Genomic DNA, 15,200 nt, shown 5'->3' with positions numbered 1-15,200 from the left:
CTGTTACCCCTGTTAGGCCCCCGCCCCCCCCTCTATCCCCGCACCGTCGCCGTGCGCTTTACGCCCCAAAACCGCGCTCGGCGGGGCGGTGAGGGCCGCGGCGAGGGGGTGGGCGATGGATTCGGTGGCGCCGTCGCGCTCGGACATCATCGTGGTCAGAGCTCCCCTGCCCGGTTGATCAGCTCCGCGGATTCCGCGTCCCGATCCGCGTGCCGCGACGTCACCCGATGCAACGCCTCGGCCGCCGAGTGCAGCGCCGTCGCGCCGTCGGCCAGCTGCCGCCGAAGGGCCTCGACAGCGCGCCCGTAGGACTCCCCCACCCCCAGTTGGGCGCCGAGACCGCCGAACGCCTCCGTCGACACGGCGCCCGCACCGACCTCGCTCACAGCGGAATCCAGCCGTCCGGCGGCACCGTCGACCTTTCCGGCGTACTCCGCGACGACCGCTTCGTCGATCTTCACCCCGGCCATCGCATCCTCCGCTCGCCCGGCTGCACTCGAGCGTGTGACGTCCCGCAGGGATCGCCGGTTCCGGCGGCTAGTTGCCCGCCGCCTGCGGCTGCGCCGCCGTCGGATACGCGCCCGCGTTGGGATCGATCGGGACGGTGTCGAACTCCTTCAGCACGTCCTGCGTGTTCAGCGACGCGCCCGGCGGCAGCAAGCCGATGATCGATTCCGGCGCGGGCAGCCGGTTGTTGAGCCCGATGGCGTCCGCGATCTTGGCGTCGGGGACGCCGTACCGGATGCCCCGGTCCGAGATCAGCTGGATGGCCCCCTTGCCGAAGGTCGCCTTCGACGTCGCGGACTGGACCACCGCCGCGAAACCCGGCTGCATGTAGAAGCCGGTGATCGGCAGGCCGTTGGGGCCCGGCGTGGTCATCCGGATCGCCGTGGAGGTGCCGTTCGGGTTCTTCGGCCCCGGCAGCTGGTTCCCGACGAACACAGACGTGTGCGCGTCCTGGTTGGCACCTTCACCGACAAGCGACCAGCCCAGGCAGGCGACCGGCGAGTTCTTCGTGGCGTCGAGCACGGTCGGTACCGAGGCCGGGAAGTCGTCGACGGCGAGATACCCCGGGTCGCCGGACTGCAGCTGCTTGATGGTGCGCGTCTTGTCCAGGCCGAGCTGCATCATCCTGCTGGAGCTGCCGTTCTTCGCCGTCCGCATGATGTCGGCCACGACCGGGGACACCTTCTGGATGCCGTTCTGGACGATGGCCCAGTACTCCATGGGCGCGCCCGCGGGAGCGGTGGAGAAGACGTCACCGACGCTCAGGCCTTCGAAGTCGGCGGGTGCCGGGCCGCTCTGGCCGGCGACCGTCGGCGGCGCCAGCCGGGTGACCTCGGGGATCGCGTTGAGCAGCGCCTGCGAAACCTTGCGCCCCTTCGGTGGCAGGTGAAGTGCGGCGCTGACCGCGTTCCCCGGGGTCAGGTCGACCTCGGCGCGCACGGTGTTGGTGTTGGGCCGGTTCGGGTTCGACGGCACCCGATAGATCAGGTAGCTCTTGCCGTTGTCGGCGGTCGCCAGCAGTGCCTGGTCGACCCCGAGTTCGGTGCCGAGCTGGCTGACCCCGGCAAAGACGGTGGTGTCGGTCTGGTTGATGCTGTCCGGCTGCGGCAGCTGCGGGTTCAGCTTGACCTCGTCGCAGACGGCCCAGTTCGCCGAGATCCGCTGCGAGTCCGACGGCAGCAGCTGCGGACCGTCCGGGATACCGGTGAGCTTGCCGCGCGGAATGTCCTTCAGCTGTTCATCGGAGACGACAGTGGGGTTCTTCACGCTCGCCGCGGCGCCGCCCGGAGGAGCCGACGGCCCTGCCGCCGCCGGGCTCGCCTGGCCACCGGACGACTGCTTCTGCTGCTGTTGCTGCTGCGCGATGAGCAGCAGCCGGGCCGAAGCGAGGTTGAAGGTCGGGACCAGTTTCTTCGGGTTGCCCATGACGACGTACACCGTGCCGGACTGCTGGCCGATGACGATGTTCCCCGCCTCGGGCACCGACGGCTGCGGGCTCAGCAGCCCCCAGACGATGAAGACGATCATGCCCAGCGCGCCGAGCACGACTCCCACGATCGTGGCCCGCGTGTGGGTCCGCATCGGGTCGTGCAGCATCACGGCGTCCCGCCGGACCAGCGCTGATTGCATCCGACGGAGGACGAACTGATAAGCCTGAACCTGAGACTTAGTCGTGGGCGTTGATGGCATTCTCGACCTACAGTCCTCCCCGTCGCGGTACGGTTCCGCAGGATAGCCGTACGGGGACCGTCTGGTGTGGGGTTTCTACCAACTCAAGCTAGGGTCAGGCACCTCGGGACCGGCTTTCCGGGTACGCAGCACGCACGAGGGGAAGAGAAAGCGCGGATGTCCGTCAACACTCCTCCACGTCCGCCTGGCCCGCCTCCAGGGTCACCACCGCCGGGTCGTCCCCCGGGGCCGCCGCCGCGGCCGGGAAGACAGGGCGGTCCGGGTGGACCTGGCGGTGTGCCGGGCGGTCAGGGCACGCCGCGTCGACCCGGTGTGCCCGGCGGAGCACCCGGACGTCCCGGAGCCCCTGGTCCAGGTGGGCCTGGAGGTCCCGGAGGGCCTGGTGGGCCAGGCGGACCCGGTGGCCCTGGCGGGCCGGGTGGTCCTGGTGGACCCGGCGGGCAAGGCGGTCCTCCGCCCCAGCAGCCTTCCGGCCCGGCACCCGTCCGGATGGCCGCACCCGCGCGCCGACGTTCCGCTGGCGTGAACCTCGGCCCGCTTCCGGTCGCGAACCTGGTGGTGCTCGAGCTCGGCCTCGCGATCGGCCTCGTACTGCTGGCGATCAACATGTCGCTGAAGTACGTCGGCATCGGTGTGCTGGCTGTCGCGCTGGTCATCGCCTTTCTGCGCTGGCGCGGCCGGTGGTTCACCCAATGGGTCGGGCTCACCGCGCGCTACACGTTCCGTTCACACGATCGCGTGGCGACCCCGCTGCCGCCGAGCAGTATCGAATCGCTCGCCGCGGAAGAGGCCACGGTCACCGGGCCGGACGACGCGCGGGTGAACCTGCTGCGGATCGCGGTGCCGGATCTCGTGGTGGCACACGGCGTCGACCACGAACGCCAGCAGGTCGGCCTCGCCTGGAACGACGGCACGTGGACGGCTGTCCTGCTGGTCGAGCCCGCCCCGGCCTTGATCACCCAGGCCGGTGGCGCGCCGAGTCTTCCGCTGGCCGCGCTCGCGCCGTGCCTCGAGGACAGGGGTGTGGTGCTCGACTCGATCCAGATGATCTGGCACTGCTACCCGGGAAGCGCCGCGCTCCCCGCGGATTCGCCGGCGCTCAGCTCGTACATGGAGGTGCTCGGGCCGCTGCCCGCCGCCGCCCGGCGCACGACGTGGGTGGCCATCCGGCTCGACCCGCGGCGTTGCCCGGCCGCGATCCGCGAACGCGGCGGCGGTGTCGTCGGTGCCCACCGCGCACTCATCGGCGCGTTGTCCCGTGTGCGCAACGCCCTGGAATCACAGGGTGTCCCGACCCGTCCACTGGATCCGGACGAGCTGCTGCGCGCCAGCATTTCGGCCGCGGAACTCACCGCCGTCGCGGGCGCCCCGGCGAAGGTCACGCTGCAGGAGCGCTGGACCGGCGTCACCGCCGCGGGCATCGGGCACGCGAGCTACGCGATCACCGGCTGGCCCAAGGGCAAGATCACCGGGAGCCTCAACGCACTCACCAGTGTTCGGGCGCTGTCCGCGACCGTCGCCATGTCGATCGCTCCGGCGGCCGACGAGGGCAAGATCGGGCTGCGCGGTGTCGTGCGGTTGAGCGCGCGGAACCCGCGGGAACTCGACACCGCCGACCAGCGGCTGCAGGGAATTTCGGAGCGTCTCGGAGTGACACTGACGCCGTTGCGCGGCCTTCAGGTCTCCGCGTTCGCCGCGACGCTGCCGATCGGAGGTACGGCATGAGTTCCCGCCTTCGCGACTCCGGGCAGAGCGCCGGTGTGGCGCCGGAGTTCACTGTGGACCCCGCGATGCTCGACGCGATCAGCCCGTCGGGCGACCGTGGGGGGATCGTCCTGGGTTCCGGTCTCAAGGGCGAGCCGCTGACGATTTCGGCGCTGCGTTCGACACCGACGAGGATCGTGCTGGTCGGCGGGTTGTATCTGGCGCGTCAGGTGGCGATGCGCGCGATGGCCGTCGGTGCGTGGGTGGTCGTGGCGACCGGGCGTCCGGCCGCCTGGCAGGTGCTGCCGCAGGCCGCGGGCAACCAGCGTGACGGCAGGCCGTCGCCGCTCGTGCAGATCCGGCGGCTGTCGCCGGTGGAACTGCCGCGGCCCTCCGAGGACGCGCCGCTGCTGGTCGTGACCGACGGCGGCCCGACACCGCAGGACCTGTTCCCGCCACGGTCACCGTGGCAGACGACGGTGTACGTGCTGCCATACCTGCACCCGCAGGCGGGAGCGACCGCGAACGCGGCCGACCTGGTGTTGATGCAGCGTCTTCCAGCGGGTCAGGCCGAGTTGGCTGCGCGGATCTGGCGGCTTCCACCCCAGATGATGCGTCAGCTCACGACGTTGAAGGACGACCAGGTGGTCGCGCTGGGCCGCAACCTGTGGCGGCCCCTCCGCCTCGTCACCACCACCAAGGAACAACAACTCCTCGGCCCCGTCCGCCGCGGCGACTGACCCGAGCGAGTGCGTTTAGCCCGCTAAACGCACTCGCTCCACCTGCGTCGCTCCCCAGCCGGCCCCGTGCGCGTTTAGCGGGCTAACTGCACTCGGGGCGGCTGGGCGCGTTTAGCGGGCTAAACGCGCTCGGCTGGAGGGAACGGGCGGATTGGAAATGGGTGGATGTTGTCAAGGGGGATATCGCGTGGCTGTGGATAACAGGGGCCTTGTGGACAACTTGACGTGTTTGGCGCTCGATCGAGCAAGGTTGTCGGTCTTGGGCGCCACAGTGTCATCGTGGCTATTCTCCTCAACACCGACCATCTTCCCGACGTCTTCCGCGGCTCCGAAGCGCGAAAGGCTGGCTTGATCACGGCTGGCCAGCTCAGAGGCCCAGGTGTCCGTCGTCTGTTCCAAGACGTCTACGCGCCCGCACATGTCACCGTCACGCACGAGCTACGTTGCCGCGGCGCGGCGTTGTTGGCTCCCAAAGAAGCGGTCCTAACAGGACGATCCGCCGCGACAGTGCTGGGCGTGGAACTGGCGAAGCCCTACGATCCCGTCGAGTTCGTGGTACCGGAGAAGCATCGATTCGGTCCCATCGTGGGGATTCACATACGCCGCACCGAGGTACCTCACGCTGAAACGCGTACCTGGCACGGAGTCCGCATCGCCCGGCCCGCGCGGATAGCCCTCGACCTGCTGCTCCGGCTTTCCCCACGGAAACGCAGCTGGGTGCGACGTCTCCGCATCGGCGTTCCGGACCTGGACGCGTTCCTCCGGGCCAAGCTGGTCAGACGACGGGACCTGGAACGTCTCTTCATGAGGCGTCGGAACCGCGGCATCCGTCTGGCCAGACATGCTCTCCTGCTCTCGGACCCGCGTGCGGAGTCGCTACCGGAATCAGAGTTGCGCATCGTGCTTGCCGCTGGCGGATTCGCAGCGAAACCCCAATACAACGTGCACTCGAGACGGGGACGCTTCCTTGGCAGGCTCGATCTGGCGCTCAAGGAGAGCAAAGTCGCCATCGAGTACGACGGCCGCTGGCACGAAGAACCATCACAACAGCAGCACGACTACGAACGCCGACGGCGAATTGCCGAAGAAGGGTGGCGATTCGTGATCGTGACGGCCGAGCAGTTGGCCACCGACTTCGCGAGTATCCTCGACTCCGTCCGCGCCGCCCAGCGGGCGCAGTTCGCGGGCTAAACGCGCCGCGCCCGGTCAGGGGTGGGGTGTGCGAATGTTGCGAGTTTGTTCGGCACGGGCGGCCAATTCGGCATCTGGCGGGTAGTCGACCGCAGTCAGGGTAAGGCCGTGGGCGGGGGCCACAGCGCTGTCGCGGACGCCGCTAGCGAGTACGCCTGACGGCCAGTCCGGGGACCGCCGCCCATCACCGGTGAGAAGTACAGCACCGACCAGACTTCGCACCATCGAATGGCAGAAGGCGTCGGCCGATACGACGGCCTCTACCGCATGGGGCGCTGTCCGGCGCCATTCGAATCGCTGCAATTCACGAATCGTCGTGCCGCCCTCCCGCTGCTTGCAGAAGGCTGCGAAATCTCGCAGGCCGAGCAGTTCAGCCGACGCCTCGTTCATCACGTCGATCGACAAAGAACGTCCCCATGCGAGGGTGTCCTTGCGCCGCAACGGATCCACGCCCCAGGCGGCATCGGACACCCGATAGAGGTAGTGCCTTCGCACAGCCGAAAAACGAGCGTCGAAGCCGGGCGGCGCCACGCGAGCGTCCAACACACGGACATCTCCCGGCAGGATCCTGTTCCATCGATGACACATCCGGACCAGGTCAGGGATCCCCCACTGGTCCACTGCGATCCGGCCCGAGTGCGTTTTGCCCGCTAAAGGCGCCACGTCGACGTGGAGGACTTGGCCGGACGCGTGCACACCGGCATCGGTGCGGCCGGCGACGACGACGGATTTCGGGACCGCGGAGCCGGGGGGCTGTTTGGCGAGAGCGTCTTCGAGTACACCTTGGACGGTCCGGCGCCCCGGCTGGCGAGCCCAGCCGGAGAAATCGGTCCCGTCGTAACTGACATCGAGACGCAGACGGACGAGCCCGCCCTCCCCAGCGGGAGTGGCGGGCTCGTCCGGTGTACGTGCAGCCGTCAGGACTCAGTCCTTCTTGGCGTCCGCGTCGGCAGCGGCCTCGGGAGCCTCAGCGGCCTCCGCCGCCGGGGCCTCAGCGGCGGCGGTCTCGGTCGACTCGGCGGCGTCGGCGACCTCAGTGGTCTCCTCGGCAGCCGGAGCGGCAGCCTTCTCGTCCTTGGCGAACTTCGTCTTGCGAGCCCGCTCGGCCTCGGACGTCACGGTCTTCTCAGCGACCAGTTCGATGACCGCCATGGGGGCGTTGTCGCCCTTGCGCGGCATCGTCTTGGTGATGCGGGTGTAGCCGCCCGCGCGCTCCGCGAAGTGCGGACCGATCTCGGCGAACAGCTTGTGCAGGACGTCCTTGTCACGGACGACGCGCTGCACCTGACGGCGGTTGTGCAGGTCGCCCCGCTTCGCCTTGGTGATCAGCTTCTCGGCCAGCGGGCGAACGCGCTTGGCCTTCGCCTCGGTCGTCGTGATCTTGCCGTGCTCGAACAGCTGCGTGGCCAGGTTGGCCAGGATCAGCCGCTCGTGCGCGGACGACCCGCCGAGCCGGGCTCCCTTGGTGGGGGTGGGCATGGGTTCTCCTAGTTCAGCTCACAGCGTCCAGGCCGACGGCCTTACAGCTGCTCCGTCTCTGCGTAGTCCTGGCCGTCGTCGTGGCCGTCGTCCGAAATACCGCTGGTGATCCCGCCGACACCCTCGGACCAGCCCTCACCGTCGTAGCTGGCCGCGGCCGCGGTCGGGTCGAACCCGGGCGGGCTGTCCTTGAGCGCGAGGCCGAGGCCGACGAGCTTGAGCTTGACCTCGTCGATCGACTTCGCACCGAAGTTCCGGATGTCGAGCAGGTCGGCCTCGCTGCGCGAGACCAGTTCGCCGACCGTGTGGATGCCTTCGCGCTTGAGGCAGTTGTACGACCGGACTGTGAGGTCCAGGTCCTCGATCGGCATCGCGTAGGCGGCGATGGTGTCCGCCTCCTGCGGCGACGGGCCGATCTCGATGCCCTCGGCGTCGACGTTCAGTTCGCGAGCGAGACCGAACAGCTCCACCAGCGTCTTGCCAGCGGACGCGACAGCGTCCCGGGGCGTGATCGACGGCTTGGTCTCCACGTCCAGGATCAGCTTGTCGAAGTCGGTGCGCTGCTCGACACGGGTCGCCTCGACCTTGTACGTCACCTTCAGCACCGGCGAGTAGATCGAGTCGACCGGGATCCGGCCGATCTCGGCGCCGGCCTGCTTGTTCTGCAGGGCCGGAACGTAACCGCGGCCGCGCTCGACGACGAGCTCGATTTCGAGCTTGCCCTTGCCGTTCAGCGACGCGATGTGCAGGTCCGGGTTGTGCACGGTGACGCCGGCCGGGGGCACGATGTCGGCGGCGGTGACCTCACCAGGGCCCTGCTTGCGCAGGTACATGGTGACCGGCTCGTCCTCTTCCGAGGACACCACGAGCTCCTTGAGGTTCAGGATGATGTCGGTGACGTCTTCCTTCACCCCAGGGACGGTGGTGAACTCGTGCAGCACGCCGTCGATGCGGATGCTCGTCACGGCCGCGCCCGGGATGGACGACAGCAGCGTGCGCCGCAGCGAGTTGCCGAGCGTGTAGCCGAAGCCGGGCTCCAGCGGCTCGATGGTGAACCGGGAGCGGGTTTCGTTGACCGTCTCTTCGCCGAGAGCCGGCCGCTGGGAAATCAGCATTCTTCCTTGTTCCTTTCCAGACGGCGCCCGCCATATGACGCCGAAAGGGATGGCGCGGCGGCGGCGCACCCTGGACGCCGCCGCCCTGACCCGCACCGGGCCCCGGGAAGACCCGAAGCCCGGTGGAGGATCACTTCGAGTAGAGCTCGACGATCAGCTGTTCCTGAACCGGAACATCGATCTGCGCGCGCTCCGGGAGCTGGTGGACCAGCACGCGGAGGCTCGACTGGACGACCTGCAGCCACGCCGGGATCGGGCGCTCGCCGAAGGACTCCTTGGCCGCGACGAACGGCAGCATCGACAGCGACTTCGGCCGCACGTCGATGATGTCCCACTTGCTGACCTGGAAGCTCGGCACGTTGACCTTGACGCCGTTGACCAGGAAGTGGCCGTGGCTCACCAGCTGACGCGCCTGACGGCGGGTGCGGGCGATGCCGGCGCGGTAGATCACGTTGTCCAGCCGGGACTCGAGGATCTGCAGCAGGTTCTCACCGGTCTTGCCGGGACGCCGCACGGCTTCCTTGTAGTACCGGACGAACTGCTTCTCGAGCACGCCGTAGGTGTAGCGAGCCTTCTGCTTCTCCTGCGACTGCAGAAGGAACTCGGACTCCTTGATCCGGCCGCGGCCGTGCTGGCCGGGCGGGTAGGGGCGACGCTCGAAAGCCTGGTCGCCGCCGATGAGGTCAACCTTGAGGCGACGCGAAATACGCGTCGCGGGGCCGGTGTAACGAGCCATTTCTTCTTACTCCTCCCCGTTCCTCAGACCCGGCGCCGCTTGGGCGGGCGGCAGCCGTTGTGAGGCTGCGGGGTCACGTCCTGGATGGTGCCGACCTCGAGGCCGGCCGCCTGCAGCGAGCGGATCGCCGTCTCGCGGCCCGAACCCGGGCCCTTCACGAACACGTCGACCTTCTTCATGCCGTGCTCGGCGGCCTTGCGGGCAGCGTTCTCGGCGGCCATCTGCGCGGCGAACGGGGTGGACTTGCGCGAGCCCTTGAAGCCCACGTGACCACTGGACGCCCACGCGATCACGGCACCGGTCGGGTCCGTGATCGAGACGATCGTGTTGTTGAAGGTGCTCTTGATGTGCGCGTGACCGTGCGCGACGTTCTTCTTTTCCTTGCGGCGGACCTTCTTGGCCCCCGCCGCAGTACGAGACTTCGGTGGCATGTTCTGAGGGATCTCCTGTTAGCGCGCGTTCTCTTGGTGAGCGGCTGCTGCTTCACGCTGTCCGCGCCGGATGACGGACCCGGCGTCGGTGTACAGGTTGCGCAGCGCCATCGGGCGGGCGTAGAGCGCCTTGGGCGAGACACAAGCCGTGCCGCGACGCTGGGCGCCGCCCATCCGCACGACCTTCTTGCCCTGGACGCTCACTTCTTGCCAGCCTTCTTCTTGCCGGCGACCGTCTTCTTCGGACCCTTGCGGGTACGGGCGTTGGTCTTCGTGCGCTGACCACGGACAGGAAGTCCGCGACGCCACCGAAGGCCCTCGTAGCACCCGATCTCGATCTTCCGACGGATGTCGGCGTTCACCTCGCGGCGAAGGTCACCCTCGACCTTGTAGTTCTCTTCGATGTACGTACGCAGCTTGGCGAGGTCGTCATCGGAGAGGTCCTTGACGCGGGTGTCCGCGTTGAGCTCGGCAGCCGCGATGAGCTGCTTCGAGCGGGTACGGCCGATGCCGTAGATGTAGGTCAGCGCGATCTCCAACCGCTTCTCGCGGGGGAGGTCTACGCCAGCGAGTCGTGCCATTGGCGTTGATGCTCCTTCATAGGTTTCTTCTTCAGGTCTGCTCCCCGTCCGGTCCCGGGACCGACTCGCCTGTCTTGCCCTCTGCTCGCGCTTCGGGTGTCCCGGCCCCGGCCTGAAGTCCGGGGGTGAACCGGACCGCTCGCGCGGCCCGGCAGGTGCGGGGAGGTTGTGTAGCTGTCAATCCACTCTGGTCGAGTGCGGGTGATCAGCCCTGCCGCTGCTTGTGCCGCAGGTTCTCGCAGATCACCATGATCCGGCCGTGACGGCGGATCACCTTGCACTTGTCGCAGATCTTCTTGACGCTCGGCTGGACCTTCACGTCTCCTGCTCTCCTGCTTGTGCTCTACTCTCAGTGATCACTTGTAGCGGTAGACGATGCGACCACGAGATAGGTCGTAGGGCGAGAGCTCCACGACAACCCTGTCCTCGGGCAGGATGCGGATGTAGTGCTGCCGCATCTTGCCGCTGATGTGTGCAAGGACCTTGTGGCCGTTCTCCAACTCGACGCGGAACATCGCGTTGGGGAGCGGCTCGACTACGCGGCCTTCGACCTCGATGGCCCCGTCTTTCTTGCCCATGTCCTCCGCATTTCCTGTCGCTACGCTGTGTGATCGCTGAGCTTGAGTGCTTGGCTGGGTGGTGCGTCGGCACACTCCTCCCCGACTCCAATGTTCGCGAGATTCACGAGCGCGCTGGAACCGGGCGCGATGAGTACGCCGACTTGACAGTGTACGCAACCCGTGTCGCGACCCCCAAACTGGGGGTAACCGTGCTACGGGCCCGTTCCGTCTCGGCCGCCGGCAACTGCGTTTAGCGGGCTAAACGCAGTTGCGGCGTCACCCACGTACCGCAGCGCTCCGAAGGCCAAGCGCCTCCGCTGAACCCGAGCGCGTTTAGCGGGCTAACTGCGCTCGGAGCAGGGCGCGAAGGTGCGTTTAGCGGGCTAAACGCGGTCGCGGAGGGGATGGGTTAGGAGTCTTCGGGGGCAGTGAGGACCCAGGGACCGTCTTCGGTGATGGCGACGGTGTGCTCCCAGTGTGCGGCGCGCGAGCCGTCGGCGGTGACGACGGTCCAGCCGTCGTCCAGTTCGCGGGTCTCCCCGCCGCCGCTGGTCAGCATCGGCTCGATCGCGAGCGCCATGCCCGGCTTCAACCGAGGCCCCTTGCCCGGTTTGCCCACATTGGGCAGGAACGGCTCCATGTGCATCTGGCGCCCGATACCGTGCCCGCCGTACTCGAGGATCATCCCGTACTCGACGCCGCCGTCCCGGCCGGCCTTCTCAGCTGCGGACTGCACGGCGAACGAGATGTCGGTCAGCCGCCCACCGGCGCTGACCGCACCGATCCCGGCCCACATCGCGGCTTTCGTCGCCGCAGAAAGGGCGCGATAGGACTCGTCGACATCGCCGATCTCGATCGTGACGGCGGAGTCACCGTGCCAGCCGTCGAGGATGGCACCGCAGTCCACGGAAATGATGTCGCCGTCCGCGAGCACCTGCGTCTTCGACGGGATGCCGTGCACGATCTGCTCGTTCACCGAAGCGCAGATCGACGCTGGGAAGCCGTGGTAACCCTTGAACGAAGGCACCGCACCGGCGTCTCGGATCGTCTGCTCGGCCAGCTCGTCGAGCTCCGCCGTGCTCACACCCGGGACAGCGGCCCCGCGGACCGCCGCCAGCGTGCGCGCGACGACGAGACCCGCCGCGCGCATCGCCTGGAGTTCGTCCGGGGTCTTGACCTCGATCATGCGCCCACGACGAAGTACTTGCAGAACACGCAATCCTCCGAGATTCACGTGCGGTCGCGCAGCGCTTTCAGCACCCGGGCCGAGATCTCCTCGACCTCGCCGACCCCGTCGACCTTGACCAGGATGCCGGCGTAGTACTCCAGCAGCGGCGCGGTCTCCGAGACGTAGATCTGCTGGCGACGGCGGATGACGTCCTCGGTGTCGTCGGTGCGGCCCCGCGACATCAGGCGCTTGACCACGACGTCCTCTGGGACCTCGAGCTGGATGACCGCGTCGAGATCGGTGTCCGCGTCGCTCAGGATCTCCCCGAGCACCTCGGCCTGCTTGGTGTTCCGGGGAAAGCCGTCAAGCAGGAAGCCGACCTTGGCGTCGGGCTCGGCCAGCCGCTCGCGCACCATCTCGTTCGTCACCGAGTCGGGGACGAGTTCACCCGAGTCCAGGTAGCGCGAAGCTTCCTGCCCCAGCGGGGTGCCCTGGCCGACGTGGGCGCGGAACAGATCACCCGTCGAGATGTGCGGAATGCGCAACTGCTCGGACAGGGCAACTGCCTGTGTACCTTTGCCCGCACCGGGCGGGCCGACGAGAACCAGGCGCGTCACTTCAAGAACCCTTCGTAGTTGCGCTGCATCAGCTGGCTTTCGATCTGCTTGACGGTGTCGAGACCGACACCGACCATGATCAGCACAGCCGTGCCACCGAACGGGAAGTTCTGGTTGTTCCCCGATCCGGTCACCGACAGGAAGAAGTTCGGAAGAATCGCGATGATGCCCAGGTAGAGCGAGCCCGGCAGGGTGATCCTGCCGAGGACGTAGCTCAGGTACTCCGCGGTCGGCCGCCCGGGCCGGATGCCCGGGATGAAGCCACCGAACTTCTTCATCTCCTCAGCACGCTCGTCCACGTTGAACGTGATCGTGATGTAGAAGTACGTGAAGAAGATGATCAACGCGAAGTACAACAGGATGTGCACCCAGTTGCCCTGGTTGACGATGTAGTTCTGGATGAAGACCTGCCACCCGGAGTTGCTGTTCTGGTTGCCCACCAGGCGGCTGATCAGATCCGGCAGATACAGCAGCGACGAAGCGAAGATGACCGGGATGACACCGGCCTGGTTGACCTTGATCGGCAGGTAGGTCGAGGTGCCGCCGTACATCCGGCGGCCGATCATGCGCTTGGCGTACTGCACCGGGATCCGGCGCTGTCCCTGCTCGACGAAGATGACGCTGGCGATGATCACCAGGCCGAACACGCAGATCATCGCGAGCGCGACGCCACCGCCGTTGCTCAGGATGTTGCCGCCCTCGACCGGGATGCGGGCCGCGATGTTCAGGAAGATCAGGACCGACATGCCGTTGCCGACGCCGCGCTCGGTGATCAGCTCGCCCAGCCACATCATCACCGCGGTACCGGCGGTCATCGTGACCACGATCAGCGTCAGCGCGTAGATGCTGTTGTCCGGGATGATCGGGTTCGGGCAGTCCGGGAAGAGCTGCTTGCGGTCCGCGAGCGCGACCACGCCGGTGGCCTGCAGGATCGCCAGCGCGATCGTCAGGTACCGGGTGTACTGGGTCAGCTTGCCCTGGCCGGATTGGCCTTCCTTCTTCAGCTCCTCGAACCGCGGGATGACCACGGTGAGCAGCTGGATGATGATGCTCGCCGTGATGTACGGCATGATGCCGGTCGAGAAGAGCGACAACTGCAGCAGCGCACCGCCGCTGAACAGGTTCAGCAGCTGGTAGACGCCTTCTTGCTGAGCCTGGGACGAGCACGCCTGAACGGCGGAGAACGAGATCCCGGGGGCCGGAATGGCCGCACCGATTCGGTAGACCGCGACAATGGCTAGCGTGAACAGGATCTTCTTGCGTAGATCCGGCGTCGCGAGAGCCGAGCGGAAGGCGCTGAGCACGCGGGGGACCTCCTCGGCGTCGTCGGCTGTCGTACCGACGATCGGCTTGGCCGGCACGGTGACCGGCGGGAACACAGCTCACTGGCAGGCAAGCCAGGAACGCTTCGGGGCACACTCGTCCCGAAGCGTGCCGCCGACTCTAACAGCTTCACAGGGCGTGTCCGCAGTGTGTGTGCGTTATTCGCCGCAGGTTGCTCCGCCGGGATGATCCACAACGGCCGCTCGGCCGGATTCCTTGACATACGACTCCACTGCGATGGGCGGCTCCGGGCCCGCCGAGTGCGTTTAGCGGGCTAAACGCACTCGGCTCGGTCGGGCGGTGGATGCGGGTTTGGGTAGGGAGACACCCGAGGCTGAGGGCGAGTCGTACGTCCTCGCGAAGGCTCCGGTGCCGCGGTAGTGCATCCCCACCAGCAGGTTCGCGGCGAGGCGGACGGCCTCGGCGAGCCTGCGCCCGCTGGCGAAGACGTGTGGGCAAGACCAACGACGGCGGCCTGCCTTTGAGCGGGTGACGGCGACCACGGACTTCTGGCAGGCCATGTGCCGCGCTGGGGCAGCGTCGATTAGGCCTGAGGCTGCGGCGATGGCGGGATCGGCACCGACAACGTGACCGAGCCCCTTCCGCGCACTCTGTGTCATCTGCAGCGCGCCACGTCGGGCAGGTTGTTCGCGCCAGGCGTAAGAGCGATGACGCGATGCTGACTCGCCGGAGGAAGCCCATCTCCGCACCCGCGGTCCTAGCCGACGCAAGCGCGTTTAGCGGGCTAACTGCGCTTCCCGGGCGCAGGGGCCCAGGACGGGGTGCGGTGGCGGCTCTGGTGAGAGAACGGTGATCGAGACGCCGACGTTGGGTGTCGGGGTACTGGCAAACGCGGTAGCAGGGTCAGTCCAGGTGGCCGCGGACTCCAGGGCCGTAGGCGGATCACGACCGCTGCTCCGGCGGCGACCACGACGAGTAGCCACATCCCCGGCTCCACCGTGGTCGCCGTCACCCCGAACTGCGCCGGCGGGGCCAATCGACTCCGACGACGGCGGCGGCCAACAGGAGAGCCGCCGCGAGGACCAGCAGAAGGCCCAACGACGCGGCCAGCTGGCTCTCCGTCCTCTCCTCTGATCGTGAACCTGCTCTGCCAGACAGTCCGCGCCAGAATCAGGCCGTAGAAGTCAGCGTCCGAAGTCGACATATCACTGCGGCTGAAGCCCTCGTCGCTGCGGAACACGATCTGGGGTTGGGAGCCTGCCGACTGCGTTTAGCCCGCTAAACGCGCTCGGCGGCGGGGTGGCGAGCGCAGTTAGCGGGCTAAACGCGGTCGGGGCCAGAGTGGGGATTTTTCATCCTGGTTTGTGCTGGTGGGGTGGGGTTGACGGGGTGGGGTAA

18 protein-coding genes are annotated in these 15,200 nt (G+C 67.6%); 4 read left to right on the top strand and 14 right to left on the bottom strand.

The genetic code is table 11. The annotated features are described in order from the left end of the window. Positions 1-155: 155 nt before the first annotated feature. Complete coding sequence (locus ACFW0G_RS40655; RefSeq protein WP_378330869.1) at positions 156-470, bottom strand: hypothetical protein; 315 nt, start codon at positions 468-470, stop codon at positions 156-158. A gap of 67 nt (positions 471-537) precedes the next feature. Beyond that, the gene (gene eccB / locus ACFW0G_RS40650; RefSeq protein ID WP_378330868.1) at positions 538-2,136 is read right to left on the bottom strand and encodes a type VII secretion protein EccB; all 1,599 of its coding nucleotides are present in this window, start codon (positions 2,134-2,136) and stop codon (positions 538-540) included. Between the two features lie 322 nt (positions 2,137-2,458). Between eccB and ACFW0G_RS40645 the strand changes: the two genes are divergently transcribed. The 4 genes from ACFW0G_RS40645 to ACFW0G_RS40630 all read left to right on the top strand — a co-directional run bounded on the left by ACFW0G_RS40645 (position 2,459) and on the right by ACFW0G_RS40630 (position 5,831). Beyond that, entirely contained in the window at positions 2,459-2,722 is a 264-nt protein-coding gene (locus ACFW0G_RS40645) for a hypothetical protein (protein WP_378330867.1), read from the top strand. Next, positions 2,686-3,921, top strand: a complete 1,236-nt coding sequence (eccE, locus tag ACFW0G_RS40640) for a type VII secretion protein EccE (RefSeq protein WP_378330866.1) — start codon at positions 2,686-2,688, stop codon at positions 3,919-3,921. The genes ACFW0G_RS40645 and eccE overlap by 37 nt, the downstream gene beginning before the upstream one ends. Further along, entirely contained in the window at positions 3,918-4,640 is a 723-nt protein-coding gene (locus tag ACFW0G_RS40635) for a hypothetical protein (protein WP_378330865.1), read from the top strand. The genes eccE and ACFW0G_RS40635 overlap by 4 nt, the downstream gene beginning before the upstream one ends. Before the next feature lie 279 nt (positions 4,641-4,919). Next, positions 4,920-5,831, top strand: a complete 912-nt coding sequence (locus ACFW0G_RS40630) for an endonuclease domain-containing protein (RefSeq protein WP_378330864.1) — start codon at positions 4,920-4,922, stop codon at positions 5,829-5,831. A 15-nt stretch (positions 5,832-5,846) separates the two neighbouring features. On the opposite strand, the gene ACFW0G_RS40625 is transcribed toward ACFW0G_RS40630, so the two are convergent. From ACFW0G_RS40625 to secY, 12 genes are all read right to left on the bottom strand, one after another. After that, the gene (locus ACFW0G_RS40625) at positions 5,847-6,689 is read right to left on the bottom strand and encodes a tRNA pseudouridine synthase A (RefSeq protein WP_378330886.1); all 843 of its coding nucleotides are present in this window, start codon (positions 6,687-6,689) and stop codon (positions 5,847-5,849) included. Between the two features lie 66 nt (positions 6,690-6,755). After that, positions 6,756-7,310: a 50S ribosomal protein L17 gene (gene rplQ / locus ACFW0G_RS40620; RefSeq protein ID WP_378330863.1), complete on the bottom strand. Its 555-nt coding sequence runs from the start codon at positions 7,308-7,310 to the stop codon at positions 6,756-6,758. A 41-nt stretch (positions 7,311-7,351) separates the two neighbouring features. Then, positions 7,352-8,425: a DNA-directed RNA polymerase subunit alpha gene (locus ACFW0G_RS40615; RefSeq protein ID WP_378330862.1), complete on the bottom strand. Its 1,074-nt coding sequence runs from the start codon at positions 8,423-8,425 to the stop codon at positions 7,352-7,354. Positions 8,426-8,555: 130 nt separating this feature from the next. Beyond that, positions 8,556-9,161, bottom strand: a complete 606-nt coding sequence (gene rpsD / locus ACFW0G_RS40610) for a 30S ribosomal protein S4 (RefSeq protein WP_378330861.1) — start codon at positions 9,159-9,161, stop codon at positions 8,556-8,558. Positions 9,162-9,184: 23 nt separating this feature from the next. Further along, positions 9,185-9,592 (bottom strand): 30S ribosomal protein S11, encoded by a 408-nt coding sequence (gene rpsK / locus ACFW0G_RS40605; RefSeq protein WP_004558885.1) that lies wholly within the window; start codon positions 9,590-9,592, stop codon positions 9,185-9,187. 18 nt (positions 9,593-9,610) lie between these two features. After that, positions 9,611-9,796, bottom strand: coding sequence for a hypothetical protein (locus ACFW0G_RS40600; RefSeq protein WP_345396707.1), 186 nt, complete (start codon positions 9,794-9,796; stop codon positions 9,611-9,613). Beyond that, complete coding sequence (gene rpsM, locus ACFW0G_RS40595) at positions 9,793-10,173, bottom strand: 30S ribosomal protein S13 (protein ID WP_378330860.1); 381 nt, start codon at positions 10,171-10,173, stop codon at positions 9,793-9,795. Before rpsM ends, ACFW0G_RS40600 begins: the two co-directional genes overlap by 4 nt. A gap of 205 nt (positions 10,174-10,378) precedes the next feature. After that, the gene (gene rpmJ / locus ACFW0G_RS40590; RefSeq protein ID WP_004558882.1) at positions 10,379-10,492 is read right to left on the bottom strand and encodes a 50S ribosomal protein L36; all 114 of its coding nucleotides are present in this window, start codon (positions 10,490-10,492) and stop codon (positions 10,379-10,381) included. A 37-nt stretch (positions 10,493-10,529) separates the two neighbouring features. Beyond that, a complete protein-coding gene (gene infA / locus ACFW0G_RS40585; RefSeq protein WP_005166804.1) occupies positions 10,530-10,751 on the bottom strand; it encodes a translation initiation factor IF-1 in 222 nt (73 codons plus the stop codon). A gap of 391 nt (positions 10,752-11,142) precedes the next feature. Beyond that, positions 11,143-11,919, bottom strand: coding sequence for a type I methionyl aminopeptidase (map, locus tag ACFW0G_RS40580; protein ID WP_378330859.1), 777 nt, complete (start codon positions 11,917-11,919; stop codon positions 11,143-11,145). Between the two features lie 44 nt (positions 11,920-11,963). After that, on the bottom strand, positions 11,964-12,518 hold the full coding sequence (locus ACFW0G_RS40575) for an adenylate kinase (protein ID WP_378330858.1): 555 nt from the start codon (positions 12,516-12,518) through the stop codon (positions 11,964-11,966). Further along, positions 12,515-13,822: a preprotein translocase subunit SecY gene (gene secY, locus ACFW0G_RS40570; protein WP_378330885.1), complete on the bottom strand. Its 1,308-nt coding sequence runs from the start codon at positions 13,820-13,822 to the stop codon at positions 12,515-12,517. The genes ACFW0G_RS40575 and secY overlap by 4 nt, the downstream gene beginning before the upstream one ends. Between the last annotated feature and the right edge of the window lie 1,378 nt (positions 13,823-15,200).

Origin of the sequence: Amycolatopsis sp. NPDC058986 (assembly GCF_042741125.1) — a bacterium.
GTDB lineage: Bacteria > Actinomycetota > Actinomycetes > Mycobacteriales > Pseudonocardiaceae > Amycolatopsis.
The sequence above is the reverse complement of the archived record's forward strand: the minus strand, read 5'-3'. Positions and strand labels throughout refer to the sequence as shown.